The sequence below is a fragment of the Streptomyces sp. NBC_00019 genome (assembly GCF_045041015.1).
GTDB lineage: Bacteria > Actinomycetota > Actinomycetes > Streptomycetales > Streptomycetaceae > Streptomyces.
In genome coordinates this window covers 8,527,278-8,550,174 of sequence record NZ_CP108302.1, presented here as the reverse complement: position 1 = coordinate 8,550,174, position 22,897 = coordinate 8,527,278, and the positions used below count along the sequence as shown (strand labels likewise).

The window sequence follows — 22,897 nt, the reverse complement described above, 5'->3', positions numbered from 1 at the left end:
ACGTTATCCGTCGTCAGCCCTCCGTACCGGAAATCCGGATCAACAGGCCCATGAATCGCTCGCGTTCGGCAGCGGAGAGCGGGGCGAGCAGCTCGTTGTTGGCCGCGCGGGCGGCCTTCTCGCAGCGCTTCAGCAGCCGGGCACCCTCCTCGGTCGGGGAGACCGCGTTCTTGCGGCGGTCCTTCGAATCCGGTTCGCGTACGACGAGTCCGGCGGACTGAAGGTCGTTGAGGACGCCGACCAGGTCCTTGGGGTCGAGGCCGACGCTGCGGCCGAGGTCGGCCTGGGCGACGGGGGCGAGGTCGCGGACGGCGGAGAGCACGACGTGGTGCCACATCTTCAGCCCCTCCACCGCCAGCGCCTCGGCCACGAGTGCCCGGCCACGGGCGGCCGCGCGACCGAGGAGCCAGCTGGGCAGGGAGCGGATGGCGGCGAGCGGGGCTTCGGACATGCCGCCAGCCTAGCCAGGACTCGTTGGGCGTCCCCATGACCAATCTTCGGCAAATTCATTGGGACCCCCAACGAACCTCCTATACCGTTGGGGCTCCCAACGACTTCTGGAGGTGCGATGCGCCGCGTCCGCTACGAGTCCACCGGCGGCCCTTTGTTCCTGGAGGAGGTCCCGGTCCCCGAGCCCGCCCCCGGTGAACTCCTCCTCCGCTGCGAGGCGATCGGCGTCACGCTCCCCGTCGTGCGCAAGGTCACCGAGGCCGCCGAGCCCGTCCCACTCGGCGGCGAGATCGCCGGGGAGGTCGTCGCCGTCGGCGCCGGCGTCACCCGCTTCCAGGTCGGCAACCGTGTGACGGGGCTCTGCTTCGGGCACGGCTACGCCGACTTCGCGCTCCTGGACGAGGCGATGGCCTCCCCCGTACCGGACACGGCCTCCGCCGTCGACGCGGTCGCCCTCGTCCGCAGCGGTATGGTCGCGCTCGGCGCCCTGACGGCCGCGCGGCCCGAGCGGGGCGAGGCGGCGCTGGTCACGGCGGCGGCGAGCGGCGTCGGACATCTGACAGTCCAGCTCGCGCGCGTGCGCGGCGGTGCGGACCGGGTGGTGGCCGCCGTGTCCGACCCTGCGAAGGCGGACTTCGCGCGGTCCCTGGATGCCGACGACGTCATTCTGTATACGGACGACAGCTGGGGAGATCCCGTCGACTACGTCCTCGACGCGGTCGGCGGCCACCTCCTCACCCCGGCCCTCGCCTCACTCACCCCCGGCGGACGACTCGTCGCCTACAGCTCGGGCGGCGGCACGATCCAGGCGTACGACCTCCTGGTGGGCGCCAAGTCCGTGATCGGCTTCCAGATGGCACGGATCGCCCGCGGCGAGCCGGAGGTGTACGAGCGGTGGCGTCAGGAGCTGTGGCACCTGTACGCGGAAGGTGCCCTGAAGCCCGTCGTGCACGGGGAGTTCACGCTGGCGGACGCGGCGCGGGCGCATGAGGCGATCGCGTCGCGGAGCAACCTCGGAAAGGTCGTCCTGCGCCCTTGATCACGCCTCCAGGCCCCCGCCGCCGTCCTGCCGATCCTCCCCGTACCGCCCCGGCCACGAGAACCGGCCACGGGCGCCGCCCCGTTCGGCGACACGGTCCTCCGGCTGCCCATGGACCGGACGAGCATGAGCCACTAACGTCCCGTGGGTGCCCGACGACGTACGAGCACGACAGCGGACGGGAACGGGGCTCGGCCTGTTGCTGGCCCTGGTTCTCGGGGCCGTGCTGCTCACGGCCCTGCCCGAGGACGACGATCGACAGGATGCGGGCGACTGTATACCGCACACCGTCGGCACGTGGTCGGCGGACAACCGGCTTACCGGCGAGTTCGCCCGCTACGGCGACGACGCCACCCGCGCCGACGACTGGACCGGCGGTGACGGCACCCACTCGGTGCGGCTGCCGGACGGCCGGGTGCTGTGGCTGTTCTCGGACACCTATCTCGGCCAGGTGTACGCCCCGCCCAACCCGGTCGGCGAGTCCTTCGCCTGGCGGGACACCACCGCCCCGCTGGTCCGTAACTCGGCGGTGCTGATGCGCGAGGGCCGCCTGGAGACCACCCTGCCGGCCCCGCTCTTCCCCGACCCGGCACCCAACCAGTGGCGGTGGCCGGTCGCGGCGCGGGTCGAGCCGCGTGAGCCCGGCTCGGACGAGCAGGTCGTGCGGGTGCTGCTGTGGGTGCGGACGGCGGGAGCGGCGCCGTGGATCTACGGGACGCCCACCGCCACCGAGGTGGCCACGCTCTCGCTGCCCGATCTGCGGGTCGAGTCCATCACCAAGGTGTTCGACCAGCAGTTGGTCCCGGACGCCTCCCGGCGTGTCCTGTTCGGCACCACGCTGATCGAGGAGGACGGCTGGACGTACGTCTTCGGCGGCGACGACGGCCAGGCGGCGTCCCGGCCGGTGTCGTCGGCCTATGTGGCCCGGGTCCCGGAGGGCAGACTCGGGGAGCCCGCGGCCTGGCAGTACTGGAACGGCTCCACGTGGGCGTCCGGCGCCCGCCCGGCCCCGGTGCTCGGCAATGAGCACAAGCGCACCGGGGTGGGCAGCGCCTATTCCGTGGTGCGCAAGGACGGCACGTACGTCCTGTTCACCATGGCGGCGGGCACCGCGGGGCTGACCACCGTCACCTCGTACTGGGCCTGCTCCCCCACCGGGCCGTGGCACGGGCCGACCAAGAACTTCGGTGCCGCGCTGCCGGACGGCGAGGTCGCGGCGTACAACCCGCAGGTCCATCCAGCTGTATCCGACAGCGCCTCCGGCGCGGGGAGCGGCGGCGGACGGCTGGTGCTCAGCTACGACGTGAACTGGCTGGAGCCGGCCGCCGCGGCGGCGCAGCTCAACCGGAACGTGTCCCTGTACCGACCGCGGTTCGTGACGCTGACGCTGAAGCCGCAGAAGTGACCTCGGCCCCCGGCCCCTCCCCCGTCCGCTCCTCGGGGCGCGGGTCGTGGGAGCGGCGCTTGGCGATCACCGCGCACACCATCAGCTGCATCTGGTGGAAGAGCATCAGCGGCAGCACCGCCAGCGACGCGTGCGCGCCGAACAGCACGCTCGCCATGGGCAGTCCGGAGGCGAGGGACTTCTTCGAGCCCGCGAACTGGATCGCGATCCGGTCCTCGCGGCCGAAGCGGAGCGCCTTGGCGCCGTACCAGGTCAGCGCGAGCATCACGGCGAGCAGCACGGCCTCGACCACGAGCAGTCCGGCCAGCCTCATCGGGCTCACCTGGTGCCAGATGCCCTGGACCATGCCCTCGCTGAACGCGGTGTAGACGACGAGGAGGATCGAGCCGCGGTCGACCAGACCGAGGACCTTCTTGTGCCGGGTGATGAAGCCGCCGATCCAGCGGCGCAACAGCTGCCCGGCGACGAACGGCACCAGCAGCTGGAGCACGATCTGGACGAGAGAGTCGGCGGAGAACCCGCCGGCGCTGCTGCCGAGCAGGGCGGCCGCCAGCAGCGGGGTGATGACGATGCCGACCAGCGAGGAGAACGAGCCGGCGCAGATCGCCGCGGGGACGTTGCCGCGGGCCATGGAGGTGAAGGCGATCGACGACTGGATAGTCGAGGGGACGAGGGTGAGGAAGAGCAGTCCCTGGTAGAGCGGTTGGGTCAGCAGCACCGGGACGAGGCCGCGGGTGGCCATGCCGAGCAGCGGGAAGACGAGGAAGGTGCAGGCCAGGACGGTGATGTGGAGCCGCCAGTGCTTGATCCCGTCCATCGCCTCACGGGTGGAGAGGCGGGCGCCGTAGAGGAAGAAGAGGAAGGCGATCGCGGCGGTGGAGGCCCCGGAGGCGACGTCCGCGCCCGTCCCGCGCGCCGGGAGGAGGGCGGCGAGGCCCACCGTTCCCAGGAGCAGCAGGATGTACGGGTCGATCGGCATCCAACTCGGCCAACGCAGGCGTTTCACGGTGCTCCATCTAGCTTGTGTCTGTCGGCGGTACCGGGGCCACAGGGCCCCCGTTCATCGTCCTCCTCCGGCCCGCGATCGGGAATCCGGCATACGGCACTGACTGTCATCACGTTCCGCGATAAGCTCCGGGTCATGTACGACCCGTCCCAGCTGCGTACGTTCCTGGCGGTGGCGCAGACGCTGAGCTTCACGCAGGCGGCACGGCGGCTCGGGCTGCGCCAGTCGACGGTCAGCCAGCACGTACGGCGTCTGGAGGGTGCCGCGGGGCGGCAGTTGTTCACCCGGGACACCCACTCCGTGGAGCTGACGGAGGACGGCGAGGCGATGCTCGGCTTCGCGCGCCGGATCCTGGACGTGTACGAGCAGGCGTCGGCATTTTTCACGGGTACCCGGCTCCGCGGCCGGTTGCGCTTCGGTGCGTCGGAGGATTTCGTGCTGACCCGGCTGCCGGAGATCCTGGAGGGCTTCCGCTACGACCATCCCGAGGTCGATCTGGAGCTGACCGTCGAGCTCTCGGGCACCCTGCACGAGCAGTTGGAGGCCGGGAAGCTGGATCTGGTGCTGGCGAAGCGGCGGCCGGAGGATCCGCGCGGTGAACTCGTCTGGCACGACAAGCTGGTGTGGATCGGCGCGGAACGGCTCCGCCTCGAGGCGGACCGCCCGGTGCCGCTGATCGTCTATCCCCCGCCGGGCATCACCCGTGCCCTCGCTCTGGAGGCTCTGGAGCGTCAGGGCCGCGAGAGGCGCATCGTCTGCACCAGCGGCAGCCTCAACGGTCTCATCGCCGCGGCCCGCGCCGGCCTCGGCGTGATGGCCCACTCCCGGGGTCTCATCCCGCCGGGCCTGGTCCGCATGCCGGACCGCGCGGGCCTGCCCGAACTCGGCCGGGTCGACTTCGTCCTGGTCCACGGCCGCAGGCGTACGGCGGCCCAGGGCGCGGCGGACGCGCTCGCGGCGGCGATCCTGACGGGCGGGGACCGGCTGCACCGGCGGTGAGCGCCCCCGTCGACCAGCCGCACCGGCATCAGCGGCCGGGCGCCTCGTACGTCAGCTGCTTCACCCTGCGCAGGAACGGCGTCGCCTCCACGTGCTGGACCCCCTCCAGCCGGCCCAGTGGCCCGCTGAGGTAGGCGTACAGCCCCGCCGTGTCCCTGACGACCGCGGTCACGACGAGGTTGGAGGGACCGGCGGTGGCGCTGGCGAAGGCGACCTCGTCGTGGCCGGCGAGGGCGCGGCCGACGGACGTGAGGGCGCCCGGTGCGGCGGTGATCCACAGGGACGCGGCCCGGGGGTAGCCGAGCGCCTCGGAGTGGTACTCGATGTCGATGTAGACGGCCCCGGAGGCGAGCAGCGCAGTGAGGCGGCGTTTGACGGCCGACTCGGAGCGACCGGTGGCGCGCTGGAGCTCCGGATAGGGCGCCCGCCCGTCGCGCCGCAGGACGGCGAGCAGGGGTTCGTCGTCCGGCTCGATACGCGCCGGTCCGGACCCGGGTGCCGGGTGCGGGCGCAGGGCGGCGATCTGCTCGTCGTCGAGCGCGCCGAACTTCCTCGACCAGCCGGCCGGGCCGCCGTAGAAGCGATGGAGCAGCTGGTGGGCGCGGATGTCCACGACGCTCGGGGTGCGGGGCAGCTTGCCGAGCAGCAGTTCGTCGTGGTCGCCGGGGCCGCGCGGCCGGGTCATGCAGACGATCTCGGTGCCCCCGGAGGCCAGTCCGATCCAGGCCGTGTCCGGCCGCTTGGCGAGCGCGTCGGAGATGGCCGGTGCGCTGTCGGGCGCGCAGCGGAACCGCAGGAACCACTGGTCCTCGCCGAGGACGTGGGGGTCGCGGAGTGCGAGGACCCGCAGTCCCGCCTCGGCGCACAGCTTGCGGTAGCGGCGGGCGATCGTCTGGTCGGAGGCCCCGAGCACCGCGCCGAGACGGCTGAAGGAGGCGCGGCCGTTGACCTCGAGCGCCGAGAGCAATTGGAGGTCGAGGGCGTCCAGAACGGTGGATTCCAGCGTCAACATGCCTACTCCTGTCGAGTTCCGGCGCCCTGATAGCCATCACCAGTGGGATCGTCCGCAGCGGAGCCATCGTACGAAGCGCTAAGCAGCCAACGGACGAGGAGTTGAGGACATGCGTACATGGGGGCCGCTCACCGCGGTGTGCCTGGGCACGTTCATGTTGTTGCTGGATGTGACGATCGCGATCGTCGCGCTGCCGGACATGGCGCGTGCGCTGGACGCGTCGCTGAGCGATCTGCAGTGGGTGATGGACGGGTACGCGCTGGCGCTGGCCGCGCTGCTGCTCGGGATCGGGGCGGCGGCCGATGTGCTCGGGCATCGGCGGGTGCATGTGGCGGGTGTCGTGCTGTTCGCGGTGGCGTCGCTGCTGTGCGGTCTCGCCTCCGGGCCGGGGACGCTGGTCGCGGCACGGGGGCTGCAGGGGGTGGGCGCGGCGGCGATGTTCGCGACGACGCTGCCGCTGCTGGGTTCGGTCTACCAGGGGCGGCGGCGGTCGGTGGCGCTCGGTGTGTGGGGCGCGGTGAGCGGCGGGGCGGCCGCGGTGGGGCCGGTGCTCGGCGGGCTGCTGACCGACGGGCCGGGCTGGCGGTGGATCTTCTACGTCAATCTGCCGGTGAGCGTGGCCGCGGTGTGGCTGACGCTGCGGCTCGTACCGAAGTCGCGGGCGGCGCGCGGGCGCCGGGTGGACTGGGCGGGCACGGTGACGTTCGCGGCGTTCGCGGGCGGGGTGACGTACGGGGCGGTGCGGGCCGGCTCGCACGGCTGGACCGCGCCCGGCACCCTCGCCTCCTTCGGGCTCGCGGCGCTCGCGCTGGTCTGCTTCGTCGTGGTGGAGCGGCGGGTGGCCGATCCGCTGCTCGATCTGCGGCTGTTCCTGCGGCCCGCGTTCTGCGGGGTGATGGCGGGGTCGCTCGCCTACAACGCGGCGGCGTTCGGGGTGATGGTGTACACCTCGATCTGGCTGCAGACCGTGCTGGGGATGAGTCCGGTGCGCGGCGGGCTGGTGTTCCTGTGGATGTCGCTGGCCGCGTTCGTGGTGTCCGCGGCAGGCGGCCGACTGCTGCACGGGGTGCCGGTCCGGATCACCGTCGGGGGCGGGCTGCTGCTGATCGGTTCGGGGCAGTTCTGCATGGCGGTCCTGGACGCGGGGTCGGGTGCGGGGGCTCTGGTGCCGGGGCTGCTGCTGGTGGGCTTCGGTACGGGGCTGGTGGCGCCCGGTATCGCGGGGGCCGCGCTGGCCGCCGTACCGCCGGAGCGGGCGGGGATGGCCGGTGGCGCGGTGAACACGTTCCGGCAGCTCGGGTACGCGCTCGGGATCGCCGGTTTCGGTACGGCGCTGACCTCCCGGATGCGGGACACGCTGCCGCACGAGGCGGCGCACACGCTCGCGGGCGGCGGTGCCGGGGCGCTGCGGGGCGTCTTCCCGGAGCAGGTGCTGCGGGCCGCGTTCGCCTCGGGGCTCAACACGGCGGCGGTGACCGCGGGTGCGCTGGCGACGGTCGGCGGGGTGCTGGTCCTCGCCCTGGTCCGGACGCGGGGTGCCGGTGAGGCGGGTGTGACGGATTCGGCCGCGAAGACGCTGACAGAGGAGACGGCGGCACAGCGGAACTGATCATTCCGCGAGTGGCGGTGAGCCGTAGTCGGGTCGTACAGATTCGGTGGAGATTACGGGACCGAAACTTACTCAACCGTCAGTTTTCTGTCCGACCCTTCCCCATGTGAGCGCATTTTCCGGCACTGACCAGTGCGTACCTGAACATGGCTCGGATTCGCACCCCCTCCCGTCCCGTCGCCGGGTGGGGTAGCTTTCACGGCGCTGTGCGGAGCGTCACCAGGAACGGGGACCAGGGAGCGGGGAGCGGGGTTTGCGCGAGTTCACCAACCCTCCGTTGGCGTTGCCGGCCCCCGTGGGCGGACTGGCCGACGTCGTTTTCCGGCGCGCCCAGGAGGACCCCCAGCACATCGCGCTCGGCCGCAAGGACGAGCAGGACCAGTGGCGTGACGTCTCCTCCGCGGAGTTCCGGGACGAGGTGCTCGCCCTCGCCAAGGGGCTGCTCTCCCAGGGCATCCGGTTCGGCGACCGGGTCGCCATCATGTCCCGCACCCGCTACGAGTGGACCCTCTTCGACTACGCACTGTGGACGATCGGCGCCCAGGTGGTGCCGATCTACCCCACCTCCTCGGCCGAGCAGTGTTTCTGGATGCTCTACGACGCCGAGTGCACGGCCGCGGTCGTGGAGCACGAGGACCACGCGATGACGATCGCCACCGTCATCGACCGGCTGCCGCAGCTGCGCCAGCTGTGGCAGCTGGACGCCGACGCCGTGCACGAGCTGTACGACGCGGGCGCCTCCCTCGACGACGACGTGGTGCACCGGCACCGGCAGGCGGTCACCCCGGACTCGGTCGCCACGATCATCTACACCTCGGGCACCACGGGCCGTCCCAAGGGCTGTGTCATCACCCACGGCAGCTTCATGTGGGAGGCGGATACGGTCGCCGAGCGCTGGGAGCCGGTGTTCCACTCCAAGAAGGGCGACGAGGCGGCGACCCTGCTGTTCCTGCCGCTCGCGCACGTCTTCGGGCGGATGGTGGAGGTCGCCGCGATCAGCTGCGGGGTCCGCTTCGGCCACCAGCCGCAGCTCAACGCCGCCGCTCTGCTGCCGGACCTGGCCGCGTTCAAGCCGACGTTCATCCTCGCCGTGCCGTACATCTTCGAGAAGGTCTTCAACGCCGCCCGCCGCAAGGCCGAGAAGGAGGGCAAGGCCGGGCCCTTCGAGAAGGCCGTCGAGATCGCGGTGAAGTACGCGGAGGCCGTCGAGGCCAAGGCCTGGGGCACCGGGCCCGGTCCTTCGGCGGGACTACGCGTGCAGCACCAGCTCTTCGACAAGCTCGTCTACGCCAAGGTGCGGGCCGCGATGGGCGGCCGGATCCGCAACGCGATGTCCGGCGGCTCGGCGATGGACCGCCGGCTCGGCCTGTTCTTCGCGGGCGCGGGTGTGCAGATCTACGAGGGCTACGGCCTGACCGAGTCGACGGCGGCGGCGACCGCCAACCCACCCGGGCGCACCCGCTACGGCACGGTCGGCCAGCCCATCCCGGGCGTCACCGTGCACATCGCGGACGACGGTGAGATCTGGCTGCACGGCCCCAACATGTTCCAGTGCTACCTCAACAACCAGAAGGCCACCGACGAGACCCTGCACGACGGCTGGCTCGCCACCGGCGACCTGGGCTCCCTGGACGAGGACGGCTTCCTCACGATCACCGGCCGCAAGAAGGAGATCCTGGTCACCTCGGGCGGCAAGAGCGTGGCGCCCGGGCTGCTGGAGGAACGCGTCCGGGACCATCCGCTGGTCGCCCAGTGCATCGTCGTGGGCAACGACCGCCCGTACGTCGCCGCGCTGATCACCCTCGACCAGGAGGCCGTCGAGCACTGGCTGGCGATGCGCGCCAAACCCCAGCTGACGGCGGCCGAGCTGGTGCGGGACGCGGACCTGGAGGCGGAGGTCAGACGGGCCGTGGTCGCCGCCAACACACTGGTCTCGCAGGCCGAGTCGATCCGTACGTTCCGCATACTGGCGCAGCCGTTCACCGAGGAGCACGGGCTGCTGACGCCGTCGCTGAAGCTGAAGCGCAAGGCGATCGAGACGACGTACGCCGGCGAGGTCGAGGCCCTGTACCGGGCCTGAGCTTGTTTCCGGCGGATTCTGTCGGATTCCGCGGTCAGGAATGCATCGGGGCGGTTGATCGTTGACGATGGGAGTACCACCTGTCGGCAACCGTAAGGATCAAGAGCTCGTGAGCAGCAAGGTCCCCCCGATCATCCTCAACAACGGCGTGGAGATGCCCCAGCTGGGGTTCGGAGTCTGGCAGGTGCCGGACGACGAGGCCGAGCAGGCGGTCAGCACCGCTCTGGAGGCCGGGTACCGCAGCATCGACACAGCGGCGATCTACGGCAACGAAGAGGGCACCGGCAAGGCGATCGCCGCCGCCGGTCTCCCGCGCGAGGACATTTTCGTCACCACCAAGCTCTGGAACAGCGACCAGGGGTACGACGCCACCCTGCGTGCCTTCGACACCTCGCTGGAGAAGCTCGGCCTGGAGTTCGTCGATCTGTACCTGATCCACTGGCCCACCCCTGAGCGGGACTTGTACGTCGACACGTACAAGGCGTTCGAGAAGCTGCACGCCGACGGCCGCATCCGCGCCATCGGTGTGTCCAACTTCGAGCCCGCGCACCTCGAGCGGCTGATCGCCGAGACGTCCGTCATCCCGGCCGTCGACCAGATCGAGCTGCACCCGCACCTCCAGCAGCGCGCGGCCCGCGAGTACCACGCGGAGCAGGGCATCGCCACCGAGGCCTGGTCCCCGCTCGGCTCGGGCAAGGGCCTCCTGGAGGTCCCGGCGATCGTGGCCATCGCGCAGAAGCACGGGCGCACCCCGGCGCAGGTCGTCCTGCGCTGGCACCTTCAGCTGGGCCTCGTCGTGATCCCCAAGTCCGTGACCCCGTCCCGGATCAAGGAGAACATCGAGGTCTTCGACTTCAGCCTGGACACCGAGGACCTCGCGGCGATCAGCGCGCTGAACGAGGACCGGCGGCTGGGCCCGGACCCGTCGACCTTCAACGCGGCCTGACGGTACGGCGTTTCGGGGCCCGGGCGGTGGTGCGCCGCCCGGGCCTTCGTCATGTCCCCGCCTCGGGCTCCGGGAACAGCCGCGCGACCGCGGCGGTACGGCTGGAGACGCCGAGTTTGCGGAAGGTGTTCTCCAGGTGCTTGCGGACGGTGCTGGGGGCGACGACGAACTGCCGGGCGATGGCGGCGGTGCCCAGCCCGTCCGCGACGGCCCGCATGACGTCGAGTTCCCGGACGGTGAGCCGCACCGGCGCCTGCCGCCGTAGCGCGGCCTCCCGGTAGACCGTGTACAGGTGCGGACGCAGCATCTCCAGTACGAGGCGGTCGCGTTCGCTGAAGCGGCGTGAGGTCTCCCGGGAGAAGTTGTACGTGCGGATGCGGCCGGGTGCGCTGGGCAGCATCACGAAGAGCGTGTTGACGACGGGCTTCAGATACTCGGTGTAGAAGGCCTGGTCCCGTATCTCCCGTGCGGACTGGTAGTCCAGATTCTGGGCGACCGGGAGACGGCCGCAGGCCTGGTCGGCCAGTCGGCAGTGCGGATGTTGGTGCCGCCAGCGCCAATAGGCCTCGACGTGCGGATCGTCGCCGTAGTCGCCCGCGTACAGCTCCTCCTGGAGGTGCAGATACCGGCGGGTGGGGTTGTCGACCTCGTCGAACCCGGCCACGTCGCACGGGATCAGCCGTCCCAGCCCGCGCAGCAGGCTGCGGGGCGGGAACTCCTCGCCGTCGTCGTGCCGGGCCTCGTCGAGGACGTCGAACATCGTCCGCAGGTCCCGTGTCGTGACCGAGTGACGGCTCATGTCCGCCTCCTGTCGCCTGACTCCTTCGACGGTACGCCTCTGCGGGCGAGGGCCCCGGGGATTCGTCAAATGGCGAATGGTGGCCGGGGCCGGGTGAGTTCACCGTGGAGCCCAGGTATTCGATCCACGAACGGGGTTCAGCGATGAAGGCACGAACACGAACAAGGACGTTCGCAGTGGCCAGCGCGGCTTTCGCCCTCGCGGGCGGGATGGTCGTCGCGGCGCAGACGGAGGCGGCGGCCGCGACACCGCGGTGCTACGGCTTCTACGCCACGGCGTGGGGCAGCAACGGGGCCGACGTCCTCAACACCGGCTCGGCCAGGGACGTCGTCGTCGGTCTCGGCGGGAACGACACGGTCGACAGCGGCGAGAACAACGACGTCATCTGTGGTGACGCGGGGAACGACCGGCTGAATGGAGGAAACGGCAACGACCGGATCGGGGGCGAGGAGGGCAACGACGTTCTCCGGGGGAACGGAGGCACCGACCGGCTGAGCGGTTTCGCCGGCAACGACTCCCTGCGAGGCCACGCCGGCGGCGACACCCTGGACGGTGGCGACGGAAACGACTTCGCCCGCAACTGGGGCAACGACACTCTGAGGGGCGACTCCGGCCGGGACACCCTCAGGGGCAGCGCGGGCCGCGACACGTTCTACGCCCAGGACAACGAGCGGGACGTGATCCACGCTTACAGGGGGCACGACGTCTGCTACGTCGACCGGATCGACGAGACGCACGGCTGTGAGGTCAAGGTGTTCGGCTAGGCGTCACGAGGGGCGCCCTCGCCCGGCGGGGACGCCCCTCACACACGTCAGTTGGGCTGGCCGATCGGCCGTACGACCACGGTGTTGACGTCGACACCCTCGGGCTGCCGGATGGCCCACACGACCGAGTCGGCGATCTGGTCGGCGGTGAGGAGGTGGCCGGGCGGGAGGCTGCCGTAGCTGTCCCAGAAGGGGGTCTCCACCCGGCCCGGCGCGATGTGGGTCACGCCGACGCCCCACTCGGTCACCTGGCGCCGGGTGTTCTCGGCGAGCCCGGTCACCGCCCACTTCGTCGCCCCGTAGATGTTGCCCGGACCGGGCACGAACCCGGCGACACTCCCGACCAGCACGATCCGGCCGCGCGTCTCCTTCAGGGCGTCGATGGAGGCGCGGATGAGCAGCGCCGGGCCCAGGACGTTGGTCAGCACCATCTCGGTCCAGCCGGCGGGGTCGCCCTCGGCGACGGAGTCGTGGGTGGCGAAGCCGGCGTTGGCGACGACTGTGTCCAGTCGACCGAATTCCTTGAGCGTACGGTCGACCGCCGACCGCACACTGTCGTAGTCGGCCGCGTTGCCGACGAGCGTCAGCAGTTCCTCCGGGTTGCCGAGTTCCTCGGCGAAGCCGTGCAGCCGCTCCTCGCCGCGCCCGGTGACGGCCACCCGGTGGCCCGCCGCGAGCAGTTGCCGGGCGACCGCGGCGCCGATACCGCTGCCGCCGCCGGTGATCAGTGCGACCGGAGAGTCGGTCATGGTTACCCCCTGTGGTGTCCTGCGGATGCCGGGGAGTAGATCACTTGAAGCGTTCTCGAAGTCAAGTGCCGCAGGTGGCACGGTAGTCGGCGGACGGGAAGTAGCGGCGCCACTCGGTGGCGGTCAGACCGCCCTCGGCCCGCGCGCACACCTGGTCCGCCGCCCGCCGGGGTGCCGATGCGGCGACGCGGTCGGCGAGATGGGAGGTCGTGATGTGCAACCGGCCGCCGTCCGCGGTGAATCGGAGGCCTCGTACAGGGCTGTCCCCGGCCCGCAGCGTGGCCGCGGGAACGGTGGGCGTGTGCGTCTCCCACACCTGCACCACCCCGTCGGGCCCGCTGCCCGCGAGCAGTGACCCGTCGGCGGAGAAGGCCAGGGCCGCCGGGGACACGGTGGATCCGGACCCCCGCACAACGGCGAGGCGGCGCCAACTGCGGGCGTCCCAGAGGGTGAGCCGGCCCTGCGCGTCGGCGGCGGCCAGATAGCGGCCGTCCGCGCTGAAGGCGGCCCTGGTGAGGACGTCCTCGCCCTGGACCCCCTTGACTCCCTTGCGCTGCTCGCCCGTTGACACATCGACGAGCGTTCCCTCGTAGGTGAGTGCCGTGCGGCCCGTGGGGTCGACGGCGACGGTCTCCTCACCGGCGACGGTGGCGCGCCCGCTCGTGTCGGGCGCCGCCGCGTCCCGCCGGCCGCGGCCCGTCAGCCCGTGCAGGGAGAGAGTGCGCACGACGCTCGTGCGTCCGCCCTCGCGATAGCGCAGCACGCCCTCGGCGGGATCCAGTCGGAAGTCACCGATGGCCGAGCTCTGCACGGGGTACGTCAGCAGCGGCTCGCGCGGCAGGTCGCCCGCCGGCGCCGGAAGGTCCGTACGCCACACCGCGACGGTGCCCACACCCCAGGTCAGGGCGTAGTCGCCGACGAACTCCACGATGAGCGCGCCTCCGTCGAGCGGCAGCAGGGGTCGCTCACGTCCCGCACGGAAGTCCCAGGTCACGACCCCGTCGGGGGTGCCGGCGGCCACGGCCCGCTGATCGGCGGTGAAGGTGAGTTCGCCCTGGCACACGGCCCGTTGGGTCGCCGCGGGCGTCCGTCCGGTGACGAGGCGTTCCGCGGTGACGTCGAGGACGCGCAGGCGTGCGCCGTCCTGGTCGCACCAGGCGATGTGCCGGTCGTCGCGGCTCAGCAGGGGCATCGCCCCGTCGTCGCTGCCGCGCTCGTACCGCATCACGACCCGCTGCCGCCGCAGGTCCCACAGTTCGAGCGTCGCGCGCCCGTCGTCGGCACCCGGCACCCTCCACCGGACGAGAACCGTCCGCCCGCTGCCCCCGAACGCGACCTCCATGTCGGGCCGCTCACCGACCGCCAGCCGGCGGGTGCTCCCGTCCACCAGCCCGCCGATCAGCACGTCCTTGCGGCCGGGCCCCTGGTAGGCGACGAACCTGCCGTCTGCGCTGACCTGACGCACGCTCTCCGACAGCCCGGGCCGCTCGACGGAACGGATGCGCCGATGGGTCCGTACGTCCCACTGGACGACCTTGTCGTGCACGACCGTGGTGAGGATCCGCCCGTTCCCGTCGAGCCAGGCGGGCGCGTTGAGGGCGCGGCCGCCCTCCTCGGGCTGGGTGAACACGTCCTGCTCGCTCTGTGCGGCGGCGGTGCGCAGGGCCTGCCGGGTCTCCGGGAGGTCGGCGGTGCGCCAGGCGGCGAGGGCGAGGCGCATCGCGGTGCGTGGTTCGGCGGAGCGCAGGGTGTCGGACAGCGCGGCCACCCTGCGGGCCTCGGCCTCGTCGCGCTGCCGCGCGCTGACATCGCTCTGCCGCCAGGCGGTGGCACCGGCGACCACGGTCAGACACAGCAGTACGGCGAGCCCGCCGGTGAGCGCCCGCAGCCTGCGCGCCGCCCGGGTGCCGGCCCGGCGGATCTGCTCGTGGGCGGCGACACTCACGGAGAGGAAGTCACGTTCGAGACGGCTCAACTCGCCTTGCACCGCCCCGTCGCCCCCGTCCCCGAAAACCTCCCGCGCCTCCGTCAGCCGGACCCCCCGGTACAGCGCGCCCGCGTCCCTCCCCAACTCGACCCAGGTGCGGGCCGCTTCGGTCAGTCTGCGGTGCAGCCGCAACCGGTCGCGATCCTCGTCCACCCAGCCGTGCAGCCGGGGCCAGGCGGCGATCAGTGCCTCGTGGGCGAGTTCGACCGTGTCGCCGTCGACGGTCAACAGACGGGCCCCGACGAGTCGTTCGAGGACGCGGGTGGTGGCGGCGTCGGCGTCGAGCTCCGTACGGTCGAGGGGCCGCCGGGTGTCCTCGGTGCCGTCGCCGGGGTTCACCAACCGCAGCAGCAACGCCCGGACGACCAGCGCCTCGGCCGGTGTGCAGGCGGTGTAGACGGACTCCGCGGTGTGCGCGACGGCACCCTGGACGCCGCCGACCGCCTCGTACGCGGCGAGGGTGAGTGTCTTGCCGGTGCGGCGGCGCCAGACCTCGCGCAGTGCGTGTGCCATCAGCGGCAGTCCGCCGGGTTCACCGGCGACGTCCGCGACGATCCGGGCGGTCAGAGCGCGTTCGGCCACGATCCGGCGTGCCGCGGCCGGCCGGACCACGGCCTCCCTCAGTTGGGCCGGTGTCATCGGACCGACGAGCAGGGTGGAGTCGCGCAACGCCTCGGCGAGCGGCCCGTGTTCGGCGCAGCGGCCGTAGAAGTCGGCCCGTACGGCGATCACGACCCGCAGCCGCGCCGCCGGGTCGGCCGCGGTCAGCAACTGCCCGAGGAAACGGGCGCGTTCGGCCGGGTCGGCGCAGAGCGTGAAGACCTCCTCGAACTGGTCGACGACGAGCAGAGTGTCGCCGGGACCGGAGTGCGGGGTGAAGAGGGCCTCGTGGGTACGGGCGGGGTGGGGGCCGCAGGTGAGGAGCCGGATGACGGCGGGCCGCCGCCGCGCGCGGCCCGCGGTGCCGGAACCGGTGCCGACATCGGAGCCGGTGTCGGAGCCGGTGTCGGTGTCGGTGTCGGTGTCGGTGTCGGTGTCGGTGTCGGTGTCGGTGTCGGCAGCGTCTCGCCCCCGCGCACCCGCCGCCCCGGCCATCCCCGCCGGAGCCGCACGGCCCCACGCGCCCACCGCCCCAGCCGCCCCAGCCGCCCCCGCCGAGTCCGCACTCCCCCGCAGCGCCGGTATCAACCCGGCCCGCAACAAGGACGACTTGCCGCTCCCCGACGCCCCCACCACCGCGGTGATCCTGGCCCGTCCGGTCAACCGGACCAGCCCGTCGATCAGTTCACCGCGCCCGTGGAAGTGTTCCTCGTCGCCCGTGCCGAAGCGGGCCAGCCCCGGATACGGGCCGGGATCGTCGTCCGAGCCGTCGGAGACGCGCGCGTCGCCCTCCTCGGCGATGGCCTCCCTCCACCGCTCCGCCCACTCCTCGGGGTCGCCCCCGCACGCGGCGACGTACGCCCGCACCACCGGCAGCGTCGGCAGCCGTTCCCCGGCCGCCGCGGCGGACAGCGTGGGCCCCGAGTAGCCCACCTGCCGCGCCATCGAGCGGTACGTCGGCGTGCCCGCCTCGTCGCGCAACTTGCGCAGTGCATAGGCGAATCGCTGCACCGCGCCGAGCCCCGGATCCAGTGGTTTCTCACGGCGCCCCATGCACGTCCCCCTACGTTCGCGGCCGTCCCACACGCTGACAACCGCTCCGGACGGATTGATTGGCGGTCCCGATCCGGGCTGCCCATCAATCCCTCGGCCTCTGGACTCGTGGTGCACGACCGCACGTCATCCGCCTCGGAGCCACGGAGCCGGCCATCGCCACCACACACTCACCCAGACCTCTTCTGCGGCCCGCACGGTTGCCGGACACTCCCGGCGGCCCGCGACCGCGTCCGTACCCGACGGCGCTCCCGCCCGCCGTCCTCTCCCTCGCCCTCGGTCTGTGGGGCGTCCGGCGCGGCGGCAGCATGTGGCGGGACGAGGCGGTGTCGTACGACATGGCGCACCGCTCGCTGCCCGACCTGTGGGCGACGCTCGGCCAGGCGGACGCCGTGCACGGCCTGTACTACCTGTTGCTGCACGGCCTGTTCGGGGTGTTCGGCGACGCCGATCCGCTGCTGGTGCTGCGGTTGCCGTCGGTCCTGGCGACCGCCGTGGCGAGCGGGACGCTGGCGCTGCTGGGGTGCAGGCTGGCGCGGCCGCGGGCGGGGCTGTTCGCCGGGGGCGTGTTCGCGCTGCTACCGCCGGTGCAGCGGTATGCACAAGAAGGGCGATCGTATGCACTCGTGTGCGCGCTGGTCGTCTGGGCGTCGTATCTGCTGGTGTGGGCGGTCGAGACGCGCTCGCGTCGGGTGTGGGCCGGCTACGGCGCGGTGATGGTGGCCGCGTGTCTGCTGCACGAGTTCGCCGTACTCGCCGTGGTCGCGCACCTCGTCGCCCTGCCCCGGTCCGCCCGCCGCACCGGCCTGCGGGTGGCGGCCGTGGTCTGCGGCTGCCTCGCCCCGCTGGCAGTGGTGAGCATGGGCCAGTCGGCACAGGTCGCGTGGATCGGCGGTGTGGGCGGCGACCTTGCGGGCTTCGCCGGGGTGACCGTGCTCGGGCTGGTCTGCGCGGTGCTGCTCCGGCGTGACCCGCCGGCCCGGCGCGGCCCGCTGACCGGCTTCGCGCTGGCCCTGCTGGTGCTGCCCGCGCTCCTGCTGCTGCTCTCCACCCCGTTCAAGCCGCTCTTCGTGGACCGTTACGTGCTCTACGGTCACGCCGGTGCCGCCTTGCTGATCGGCGCCGCCCTCGACCGGTTGCTGCGGGCGCGGGGCCGGATCCGGGCGGTCGCGGTACTGGCCGCCGGAGCCGCCGTCCTCGTACTGCTGCCCGCCGGCCTGAGTCTGCGGACCCCGCAGAGCCGTCCCGACGACGTCACCGCCGTGGCGGAGGCCGTGCGCGCGGCCGGGCACGACGGTGACGGCGTGCTCTACATGCCGTCGCGGCGCCGCGTGTGGTCGCTGGTGGACCCCGGGTCCGTGCGCGGGCTGCGGGACCTGGCCCTGGACCGGCGGCCGGTCGCCTCGCACACGCTGTACGGCACGGAGCTGCCCGCCGCCGAGATCCGGGCCCGGATCTCGGCGGCGGCGCGCCTCGTCGTGGTGAGAGACCCAGTGGGTCAGCCACTCGACCAGACCGCCCAGGAGCAGGCCAAGCGACGGGTGCTCGCCGAGCACTTCGTGCGGTGCGGCACCCGCCGGGTGCGGGGCGCGGAGATCAGCGTCTACGCCCGGCCGGGCCGCTGCTGAGCGTCAGACGCCGCGGGCGGCCGTGTGCACGGTGCGTGCCGCCAGGACGAAGACGTCCGGCCGGTGGTGGATGCTCGCCTTGTCGTCGGGGTCGACGAGCCGGTCGAGGGTGGCGCGGTCCTCGGCGTCGAGGCGGTCGCCGACGACCTCGCGCATCCGGGTCAGGGTGTTGACGGCGACATGGCGGGCCCGGTCCGTGGTCGGGGCGGGCAGGTCGAGCAGGAAGCTGCGGGTGCCGGTGTGCTTGAGGCCCACGGAGGCCAGCAGCGCCGGCCAGTCCTCGATCACAGCGACGGTGCCGGGCAGCCCGGCCCGCATCTCGCTGAACCAGTCCTCGTGCAGCGCGTCGAGCCGGGCCTGCAGTCCGGGGCGGCCGATGCCGATGTCGCGCGGCAGATACCGGGTGGGCAGGCTGCCCTCCAGCAGGGCCAGCGTGCCGCCGGGCGCAAGCCGGTCGGCGAAGGAGGCGAGGGCGGCCCGCTGGTCGCCGAGGTGATGCAGGCTCCAGCTGGCCCAGATCAGGTCGGCCGGATACTCCAACTCCTCCAGCGCGCCGGGCAGTTCGCCGGCGAGGGTGCCGAACCGGTCCGCGACGCCGAGCCGGCCCGCCCGGTCGCGGGCCCGCTCGAGAAGCGGCTCGGAGCCGTCGACGGCGACGATCCGGGCGCCGGGAAAGTTCTCGGCGAGCAGACAGGAGGCGACACCGGGTCCGCTGCCCGCGTCGACGACCAGCCCGGGCTCGGTCTGCCGCTTGGCGAGCCAGGCCATCGCCCGCTCGTACATCGGCATGTACAGCTCGGCCTGCTCCTCCAGCATCGGGGCCATCTCGGCCCAGTCGATGTCGGTGTGGTCGTGGTGGTGGCCGTGCTGGTCGTGCGTGTGGCCGTGGTGGTCGTGCGCCATGGGGGTCAGCCTCTCGTCCGGGTGCGGCCAGCGTGCGCCGACGCACCGTGGGGAGGCCACCACTGTTGCCGGGACGGCAAAAAATGGGGTGCGTCCGCTCCGGCTGTGGCGGGAGACGGGGTACGACCCCGAAGACCCCGGCAACCTGGCAGGACCCGGTGGTGCGGGTGGCCGACATGGCGCAGGGCGGCACGGAGGGTCCCGAGCTACGTTCCGGAGGGCGCCGGTCTCCCGTACACGAACCTGCGCTCGCGGGATCGCGCCCTGCTGATGCTGTTCCTGTTCAGCGAGGCCGGCGAGGCGGACGCCCCGACCCGCATCCGGGTCGGTTCGCATCTCGACGTACCGCGCCCCCGCTTCATGGCGCAGCCGCCGTTGATGTCGGCGGTACCCCATGAGCCGGAGCGGGCGGACGCCGACTACTCGGCGTTGGAGTTCGCGATCCGCCGGGGCCTGGCGCGGGAGGACTGAAGGACCCGGCGAATCCCCGCGCCCCCAAAGGGGCGCGGGGTACTGCGCGACCAGCCACAACGGTCCCGCAGCCGCATTCACGGTGTTACGGCAGCGGCGGGTACGCGTTGGTCATCAGCTGCTGGAACTGTGCCGAGAACCAGTGCCCGGACAGCGGCGCGTTCGGCAGAGCGCCGGACAGGTTGTTGCCGTTGCGCGGGTTGCCCGTGTAGGTCGGGTCGCACATCCGGTCGAAGCCCTTGCCCTCGTCGTTGGGGATGGCAGAGCTCGAACCGTCGGACTCACCCGGGGGCTTGATCCACACGTAGGCGTCGATCCCGGCGGCCGGGCTGGCCTGCGGACGCTCACCGAGTCCGGCTCCGGACTGGTTGCACCAGTTGCCGACGTGGATACGACGGTCGTAGCGGCCGCCGTTGACGTAGGTGTCGACGTCGGTCGTCGCTCCCGGTCCCGCGGGCCGGGCGGTGCCGCCCCAGCCGTTGCGGGAGGTGTCGATCAGCATGCCGATACCGGAGTTGAAGCCGGTGGTGACCAGCTGGTTGCGGAACGCCTGGGCGAAGGACAGCTCGTCCACGTACCGGTTCCAGTCGACCCACTTGGACTCGCGGACGGACTTGCCGGCCACGTTGTCGTTGATGGTGTAGTTGTTCTCCTTCAGGGCGCTGTAGTTGGCCGTGTTGGCGATGAAGCCGTGCACGTCGTTGACGGTGGCGCCCTCGGTGGTCGCCGCCTCCTTCATGATGGCCGCGCTGGGGGCGAAGTTGTCGTCCCAGCCGATCCAGCCGTGGTGTCCGGCGTCGATGTAGTTGTAGACGTTGGCGACGTCGCCGAGCTTGTTCAGGGCGTAGCCGACGCCCTTCTGGTAGTTGCCGTTGGCCTTCATCACGTCGCACTGCGGGGTGGCGGTGGGACGGCTGCCGGTGTTGGTGACGAGGTTGGGCAGCGAGTCGATCTCGATGGTGGTGACGATCCGCAGTCCGGCGTACTTGGAGTCGGCGAGGATCGCCTTGATCGGGTCGATGTACTGCGTCTTGTACTTGTCGATCTCCGTCGGGCCGAGCTCTCCGTTGGAGGCGAGAGCGGCGCAGTCACGGCCGGGCAGGTTGTAGATGACGAGCTGGACTACCAGTTCGCCGGAGCCCTTCTGGGTGAGCGCCGCGTCGAGGTGGTCGCGCAGGCCCATGCCGCCGTTCACGCCGTTGATGGCGGCGGTCCGGTCCAGCCACACACCGGTGGGCTGGTTGGAGATACGGCTGCCGCCCGGCTCGGCGGCGGCCTTCGCGGACCACTCCGGGTTCACGTACACCTTGGCGCCGGTGTACGGGTTGTCGACCCGGGTTCCGGTCCCGGGGTCCGGCGGGTCCGTCGGGTCCGTCGGACCGCCGCCGTCGACGTTGCAGGTCACCCCGTCGAGGGTGAAGGTGGCCGGAATCGCGTTGGTGCCGCTGTAGGTGCCCTGGAATCCGAAGCTGGCCGAACCGCCGGTGGCGAGTGTGCCGTTGTAGGACTCGTTGGCGGCGGTGACGGCCGTGCCGCTCTGGGTGACCTTGGCGTTCCAGCCGCTGGTGACCTGCTGGTTGCCGGCGTACGCCCACTTGACCGCCCAGCTGCTCTTGGCGGCACCGTTGTTGGTGATCGTCACGGCGGCGGTGAAGCCGGTGCTCCACTGGTTCTGGATCTTGTAGTCCACGGTGCAGGGGACGGCGGCCGCGCCGACGTCCGCCGGATTGACGGCGAGCGCCGTCCCGGAGGCCCCGGCGACCAGGGCCATGGCCGCGAGCAGCGCAGTTCTGGTACGACTCATGAGTGCGGGTTTCCTTCTCCGTCGCGAGGTTCTCGGATTTCGGTGGTGCGAGAGCGGTTATCCGTCGAGCGAGCGCAGGTGGTCGCGCAGCCCGATGCCGTACGCCGTAGGCGTACCGTCGTAACTGGAGATCAGAGCGGGACCCGAGGTGCAGCTCCATGTGTTCCAGGTCCAGCCCAGGTAGGACAGGCCACGGTCGTCGAACCACTTCATGACCTGGTCGACGAAGGAGTGACCGCAGGTGTTCTCGCCGATCTCCCCGGCGACCAGCGGCACTTGGGCCGCCACCGGGGCGAGCTGGGAGTTCCAGCAGCTCTCGTTCGCGCAGGTGTTGAAGTTGTAGACGTGCCAGGCGGCCGCGAGATTGTTCTTCGGATCGTCGGGCTTGTACGTCAGCCATTGGCTGAGGTCGTTCGAGTACGCGATCCCGCCGGCGAGGATCAGGTTGCCGGCGCCGGTCGCCCGTACGGCGTCGACGAGATCCTGCATACCGGCGACCTCGTAGCCGATGCCGGAGCAGGTGCCGCCGTCCCGCCAGCACTGCCACGCCTGGGTGGTCGTGGCAGTCGCGCGGTCCGGGTAGGGCTCGTTGAACAGGTCGAAGACGACGGTCGGGTCGTCCTTGAAGGTGTTGGCCACCGACGTCCAGAAGGACGGGGTGTACTGCATGTCGGGCATCGGCTTCTGGCAGCCGGCGTGCACGTCGGAGCAGCCCGCCGAGTTGCCCGTGTACTGGCCGTGGGTCCAGTGCAGTTCGAGCATCGGCGTCATGCCGTTCGCCTTCACCTTCGCCACCAGGTCCTTGACGGCGTCGATGTAGTGCGAACCGGCGTACTCCGGCTTGATGTTGGACAGGCCGAGCCAGCACTCCTCGTTCAGCGGAATGCGGACCGTGTTGGCGTTCCAGTCGGCGATCGCCCTGATGGCGGCGTCGTCGACCGGCCCGTCCCAGATGCCGCGGCCCTGCACGCACATGAACTCGCCGCCGGAACGGTTGACGCCGAGCAGACGACGGGTGGTGCCGTCGGCGTCCACGAGCTTGTTCCCCAAGGCCCTGAGGACCGGCGGTGTTCCGTCACCGATGTCCGGTGGACCGGTCGGTGTCGGTGTGGGTGTCGGCGTGGGCGAGGGGTCCGCGTCGACGTTGCAGGTCGTGCCGTTGAGCTTGAACGAGGTCGGTGACGGGTTGCTCCCCGACCAGGAGCCGAGGAAGCCGGCGCTGACGCTCGCGCCGGTGGCGAGCGCGCCGTTGTAGCTCTGATCTGCCGCCGTCACCGTGGTACCGGACTGGGACCATTCGGCGCTCCAGCCCTGGCCCAGCTTCTGTCCGCCCGCGAAGTCGAAGGTGAGACTCCAACTGTTCACGGCGGCGGTGTTGTTGGTGATCGTCACGGCACCCTGGAAGCCGGTGTCCCACTGGCTGGTGACGGAGTACTCCACCGTGCACGCGGGGGTGGCTCCCGACGCCGTGACCACCGGCACCGACACCGACCCGAGGAGGGCCACGGCGCCGGCGACGGCTAAAAGTACTGAACGCGGGGGGTGTCGCATGAGCGACTCCTTGCAGATCAGCGCGTCGTGACGGACGCGTCG

Annotated in this window: 17 protein-coding genes and 1 pseudogene; 9 read left to right on the top strand and 9 right to left on the bottom strand. The window is 71.6% G+C overall.

Annotation, left to right across the window (positions count from 1 at the left end; all coding sequences use genetic code 11):
* Positions 1-13 precede the first annotated feature (13 nt).
* A complete protein-coding gene (locus OHU89_RS39585; RefSeq protein ID WP_405649820.1) occupies positions 14-451 on the bottom strand; it encodes a MarR family winged helix-turn-helix transcriptional regulator in 438 nt (145 codons plus the stop codon).
* A gap of 117 nt (positions 452-568) precedes the next feature.
* On the opposite strand from OHU89_RS39585, the gene OHU89_RS39580 reads away from it, so the two are divergent.
* Both OHU89_RS39580 and OHU89_RS39575 read left to right on the top strand, forming a co-directional pair.
* Entirely contained in the window at positions 569-1,489 is a 921-nt protein-coding gene (locus OHU89_RS39580; RefSeq protein WP_405649819.1) for a zinc-binding alcohol dehydrogenase family protein, read from the top strand.
* Positions 1,490-1,637: 148 nt separating this feature from the next.
* Positions 1,638-2,894, top strand: a complete 1,257-nt coding sequence (locus OHU89_RS39575) for a DUF4185 domain-containing protein (protein WP_266885962.1) — start codon at positions 1,638-1,640, stop codon at positions 2,892-2,894.
* Here the strand turns inward: OHU89_RS39575 and OHU89_RS39570 are convergent.
* Entirely contained in the window at positions 2,830-3,873 is a 1,044-nt protein-coding gene (locus tag OHU89_RS39570) for a bile acid:sodium symporter family protein (protein ID WP_405654849.1), read from the bottom strand. The two genes, OHU89_RS39575 and OHU89_RS39570, sit on opposite strands and share 65 nt — an antisense overlap.
* 162 nt (positions 3,874-4,035) lie before the next feature.
* On the opposite strand from OHU89_RS39570, the gene OHU89_RS39565 reads away from it, so the two are divergent.
* Positions 4,036-4,899, top strand: coding sequence for a LysR substrate-binding domain-containing protein (locus OHU89_RS39565; RefSeq protein ID WP_405649817.1), 864 nt, complete (start codon positions 4,036-4,038; stop codon positions 4,897-4,899).
* Between the two features lie 28 nt (positions 4,900-4,927).
* Here the strand turns inward: OHU89_RS39565 and OHU89_RS39560 are convergent, their stop codons facing one another.
* Positions 4,928-5,911 carry an Lrp/AsnC family transcriptional regulator gene (locus OHU89_RS39560; protein ID WP_405649815.1) on the bottom strand — a complete coding sequence of 328 codons (984 nt, stop codon included), beginning with the start codon at positions 5,909-5,911 and terminating at the stop codon, positions 4,928-4,930.
* A 109-nt stretch (positions 5,912-6,020) separates the two neighbouring features.
* On the opposite strand from OHU89_RS39560, the gene OHU89_RS39555 reads away from it, so the two are divergent.
* From OHU89_RS39555 to OHU89_RS39545, 3 genes are all read left to right on the top strand, one after another.
* The gene (locus tag OHU89_RS39555; protein ID WP_405649814.1) at positions 6,021-7,520 is read left to right on the top strand and encodes an MFS transporter; all 1,500 of its coding nucleotides are present in this window, start codon (positions 6,021-6,023) and stop codon (positions 7,518-7,520) included.
* A gap of 253 nt (positions 7,521-7,773) precedes the next feature.
* Positions 7,774-9,600, top strand: a complete 1,827-nt coding sequence (locus OHU89_RS39550) for an AMP-dependent synthetase/ligase (protein ID WP_405649813.1) — start codon at positions 7,774-7,776, stop codon at positions 9,598-9,600.
* Between the two features lie 109 nt (positions 9,601-9,709).
* Positions 9,710-10,546, top strand: coding sequence for an aldo/keto reductase (locus OHU89_RS39545; protein WP_323185120.1), 837 nt, complete (start codon positions 9,710-9,712; stop codon positions 10,544-10,546).
* 49 nt (positions 10,547-10,595) lie between these two features.
* Here OHU89_RS39545 and OHU89_RS39540 read toward each other — a convergent pair whose 3' ends face one another.
* Positions 10,596-11,345, bottom strand: a complete 750-nt coding sequence (locus OHU89_RS39540; protein WP_405649812.1) for a LuxR C-terminal-related transcriptional regulator — start codon at positions 11,343-11,345, stop codon at positions 10,596-10,598.
* Positions 11,346-11,521: 176 nt separating this feature from the next.
* Between OHU89_RS39540 and OHU89_RS39535 the strand changes: the two genes are divergently transcribed.
* Positions 11,522-12,109: a calcium-binding protein gene (locus OHU89_RS39535; protein ID WP_405649810.1), complete on the top strand. Its 588-nt coding sequence runs from the start codon at positions 11,522-11,524 to the stop codon at positions 12,107-12,109.
* Between the two features lie 47 nt (positions 12,110-12,156).
* Here the strand turns inward: OHU89_RS39535 and OHU89_RS39530 are convergent, their stop codons facing one another.
* Positions 12,157-12,858, bottom strand: a complete 702-nt coding sequence (locus OHU89_RS39530) for an SDR family oxidoreductase (protein ID WP_046258022.1) — start codon at positions 12,856-12,858, stop codon at positions 12,157-12,159.
* 61 nt (positions 12,859-12,919) lie between these two features.
* Positions 12,920-16,498 (bottom strand): hypothetical protein, encoded by a 3,579-nt coding sequence (locus OHU89_RS39525; protein WP_405649808.1) that lies wholly within the window; start codon positions 16,496-16,498, stop codon positions 12,920-12,922.
* Positions 16,499-16,698: 200 nt separating this feature from the next.
* Here OHU89_RS39525 and OHU89_RS39520 point away from each other — a divergent pair, with 200 nt between their 5' ends.
* Positions 16,699-18,126, top strand: coding sequence for a glycosyltransferase family 39 protein (locus tag OHU89_RS39520; protein ID WP_405649806.1), 1,428 nt, complete (start codon positions 16,699-16,701; stop codon positions 18,124-18,126).
* A 3-nt stretch (positions 18,127-18,129) separates the two neighbouring features.
* On the opposite strand, the gene OHU89_RS39515 is transcribed toward OHU89_RS39520, so the two are convergent.
* Positions 18,130-19,029 (bottom strand): class I SAM-dependent methyltransferase, encoded by a 900-nt coding sequence (locus tag OHU89_RS39515; RefSeq protein ID WP_405649804.1) that lies wholly within the window; start codon positions 19,027-19,029, stop codon positions 18,130-18,132.
* Positions 19,030-19,132: 103 nt separating this feature from the next.
* On the opposite strand from OHU89_RS39515, the pseudogene OHU89_RS39510 reads away from it, so the two are divergent.
* A pseudogene (locus OHU89_RS39510) lies at positions 19,133-19,500 on the top strand (phytanoyl-CoA dioxygenase); the annotation flags it as partial.
* A gap of 85 nt (positions 19,501-19,585) precedes the next feature.
* On the opposite strand, the gene OHU89_RS39505 reads toward OHU89_RS39510, so the two are convergent.
* Both OHU89_RS39505 and OHU89_RS39500 read right to left on the bottom strand, forming a co-directional pair.
* Entirely contained in the window at positions 19,586-21,304 is a 1,719-nt protein-coding gene (locus OHU89_RS39505; protein ID WP_405649803.1) for a glycoside hydrolase family 6 protein, read from the bottom strand.
* 57 nt (positions 21,305-21,361) lie between these two features.
* Entirely contained in the window at positions 21,362-22,855 is a 1,494-nt protein-coding gene (locus OHU89_RS39500; protein WP_405649801.1) for a cellulase family glycosylhydrolase, read from the bottom strand.
* Positions 22,856-22,897 lie beyond the last annotated feature (42 nt).

Coding starts and splice junctions, on each gene's coding strand:
- OHU89_RS39585 (WP_405649820.1), bottom strand. CDS start 451: ATGTCCGAAGCCCCGCTCGCCGCCATCCGCTCCCTGCCCAGCTGGCTC.
- OHU89_RS39580 (WP_405649819.1), top strand. CDS start 569: ATGCGCCGCGTCCGCTACGAGTCCACCGGCGGCCCTTTGTTCCTGGAG.
- OHU89_RS39570 (WP_405654849.1), bottom strand. CDS start 3,873: ATGCCGATCGACCCGTACATCCTGCTGCTCCTGGGAACGGTGGGCCTC.
- OHU89_RS39565 (WP_405649817.1), top strand. CDS start 4,036: ATGTACGACCCGTCCCAGCTGCGTACGTTCCTGGCGGTGGCGCAGACG.
- OHU89_RS39560 (WP_405649815.1), bottom strand. CDS start 5,911: ATGTTGACGCTGGAATCCACCGTTCTGGACGCCCTCGACCTCCAATTG.
- OHU89_RS39555 (WP_405649814.1), top strand. CDS start 6,021: ATGCGTACATGGGGGCCGCTCACCGCGGTGTGCCTGGGCACGTTCATG.
- OHU89_RS39540 (WP_405649812.1), bottom strand. CDS start 11,345: ATGAGCCGTCACTCGGTCACGACACGGGACCTGCGGACGATGTTCGAC.
- OHU89_RS39530 (WP_046258022.1), bottom strand. CDS start 12,858: ATGACCGACTCTCCGGTCGCACTGATCACCGGCGGCGGCAGCGGTATC.
- OHU89_RS39525 (WP_405649808.1), bottom strand. CDS start 16,498: ATGGGGCGCCGTGAGAAACCACTGGATCCGGGGCTCGGCGCGGTGCAG.
- OHU89_RS39515 (WP_405649804.1), bottom strand. CDS start 19,029: ATGGCGCACGACCACCACGGCCACACGCACGACCAGCACGGCCACCAC.
- OHU89_RS39505 (WP_405649803.1), bottom strand. CDS start 21,304: ATGAGTCGTACCAGAACTGCGCTGCTCGCGGCCATGGCCCTGGTCGCC.
- OHU89_RS39500 (WP_405649801.1), bottom strand. CDS start 22,855: ATGCGACACCCCCCGCGTTCAGTACTTTTAGCCGTCGCCGGCGCCGTG.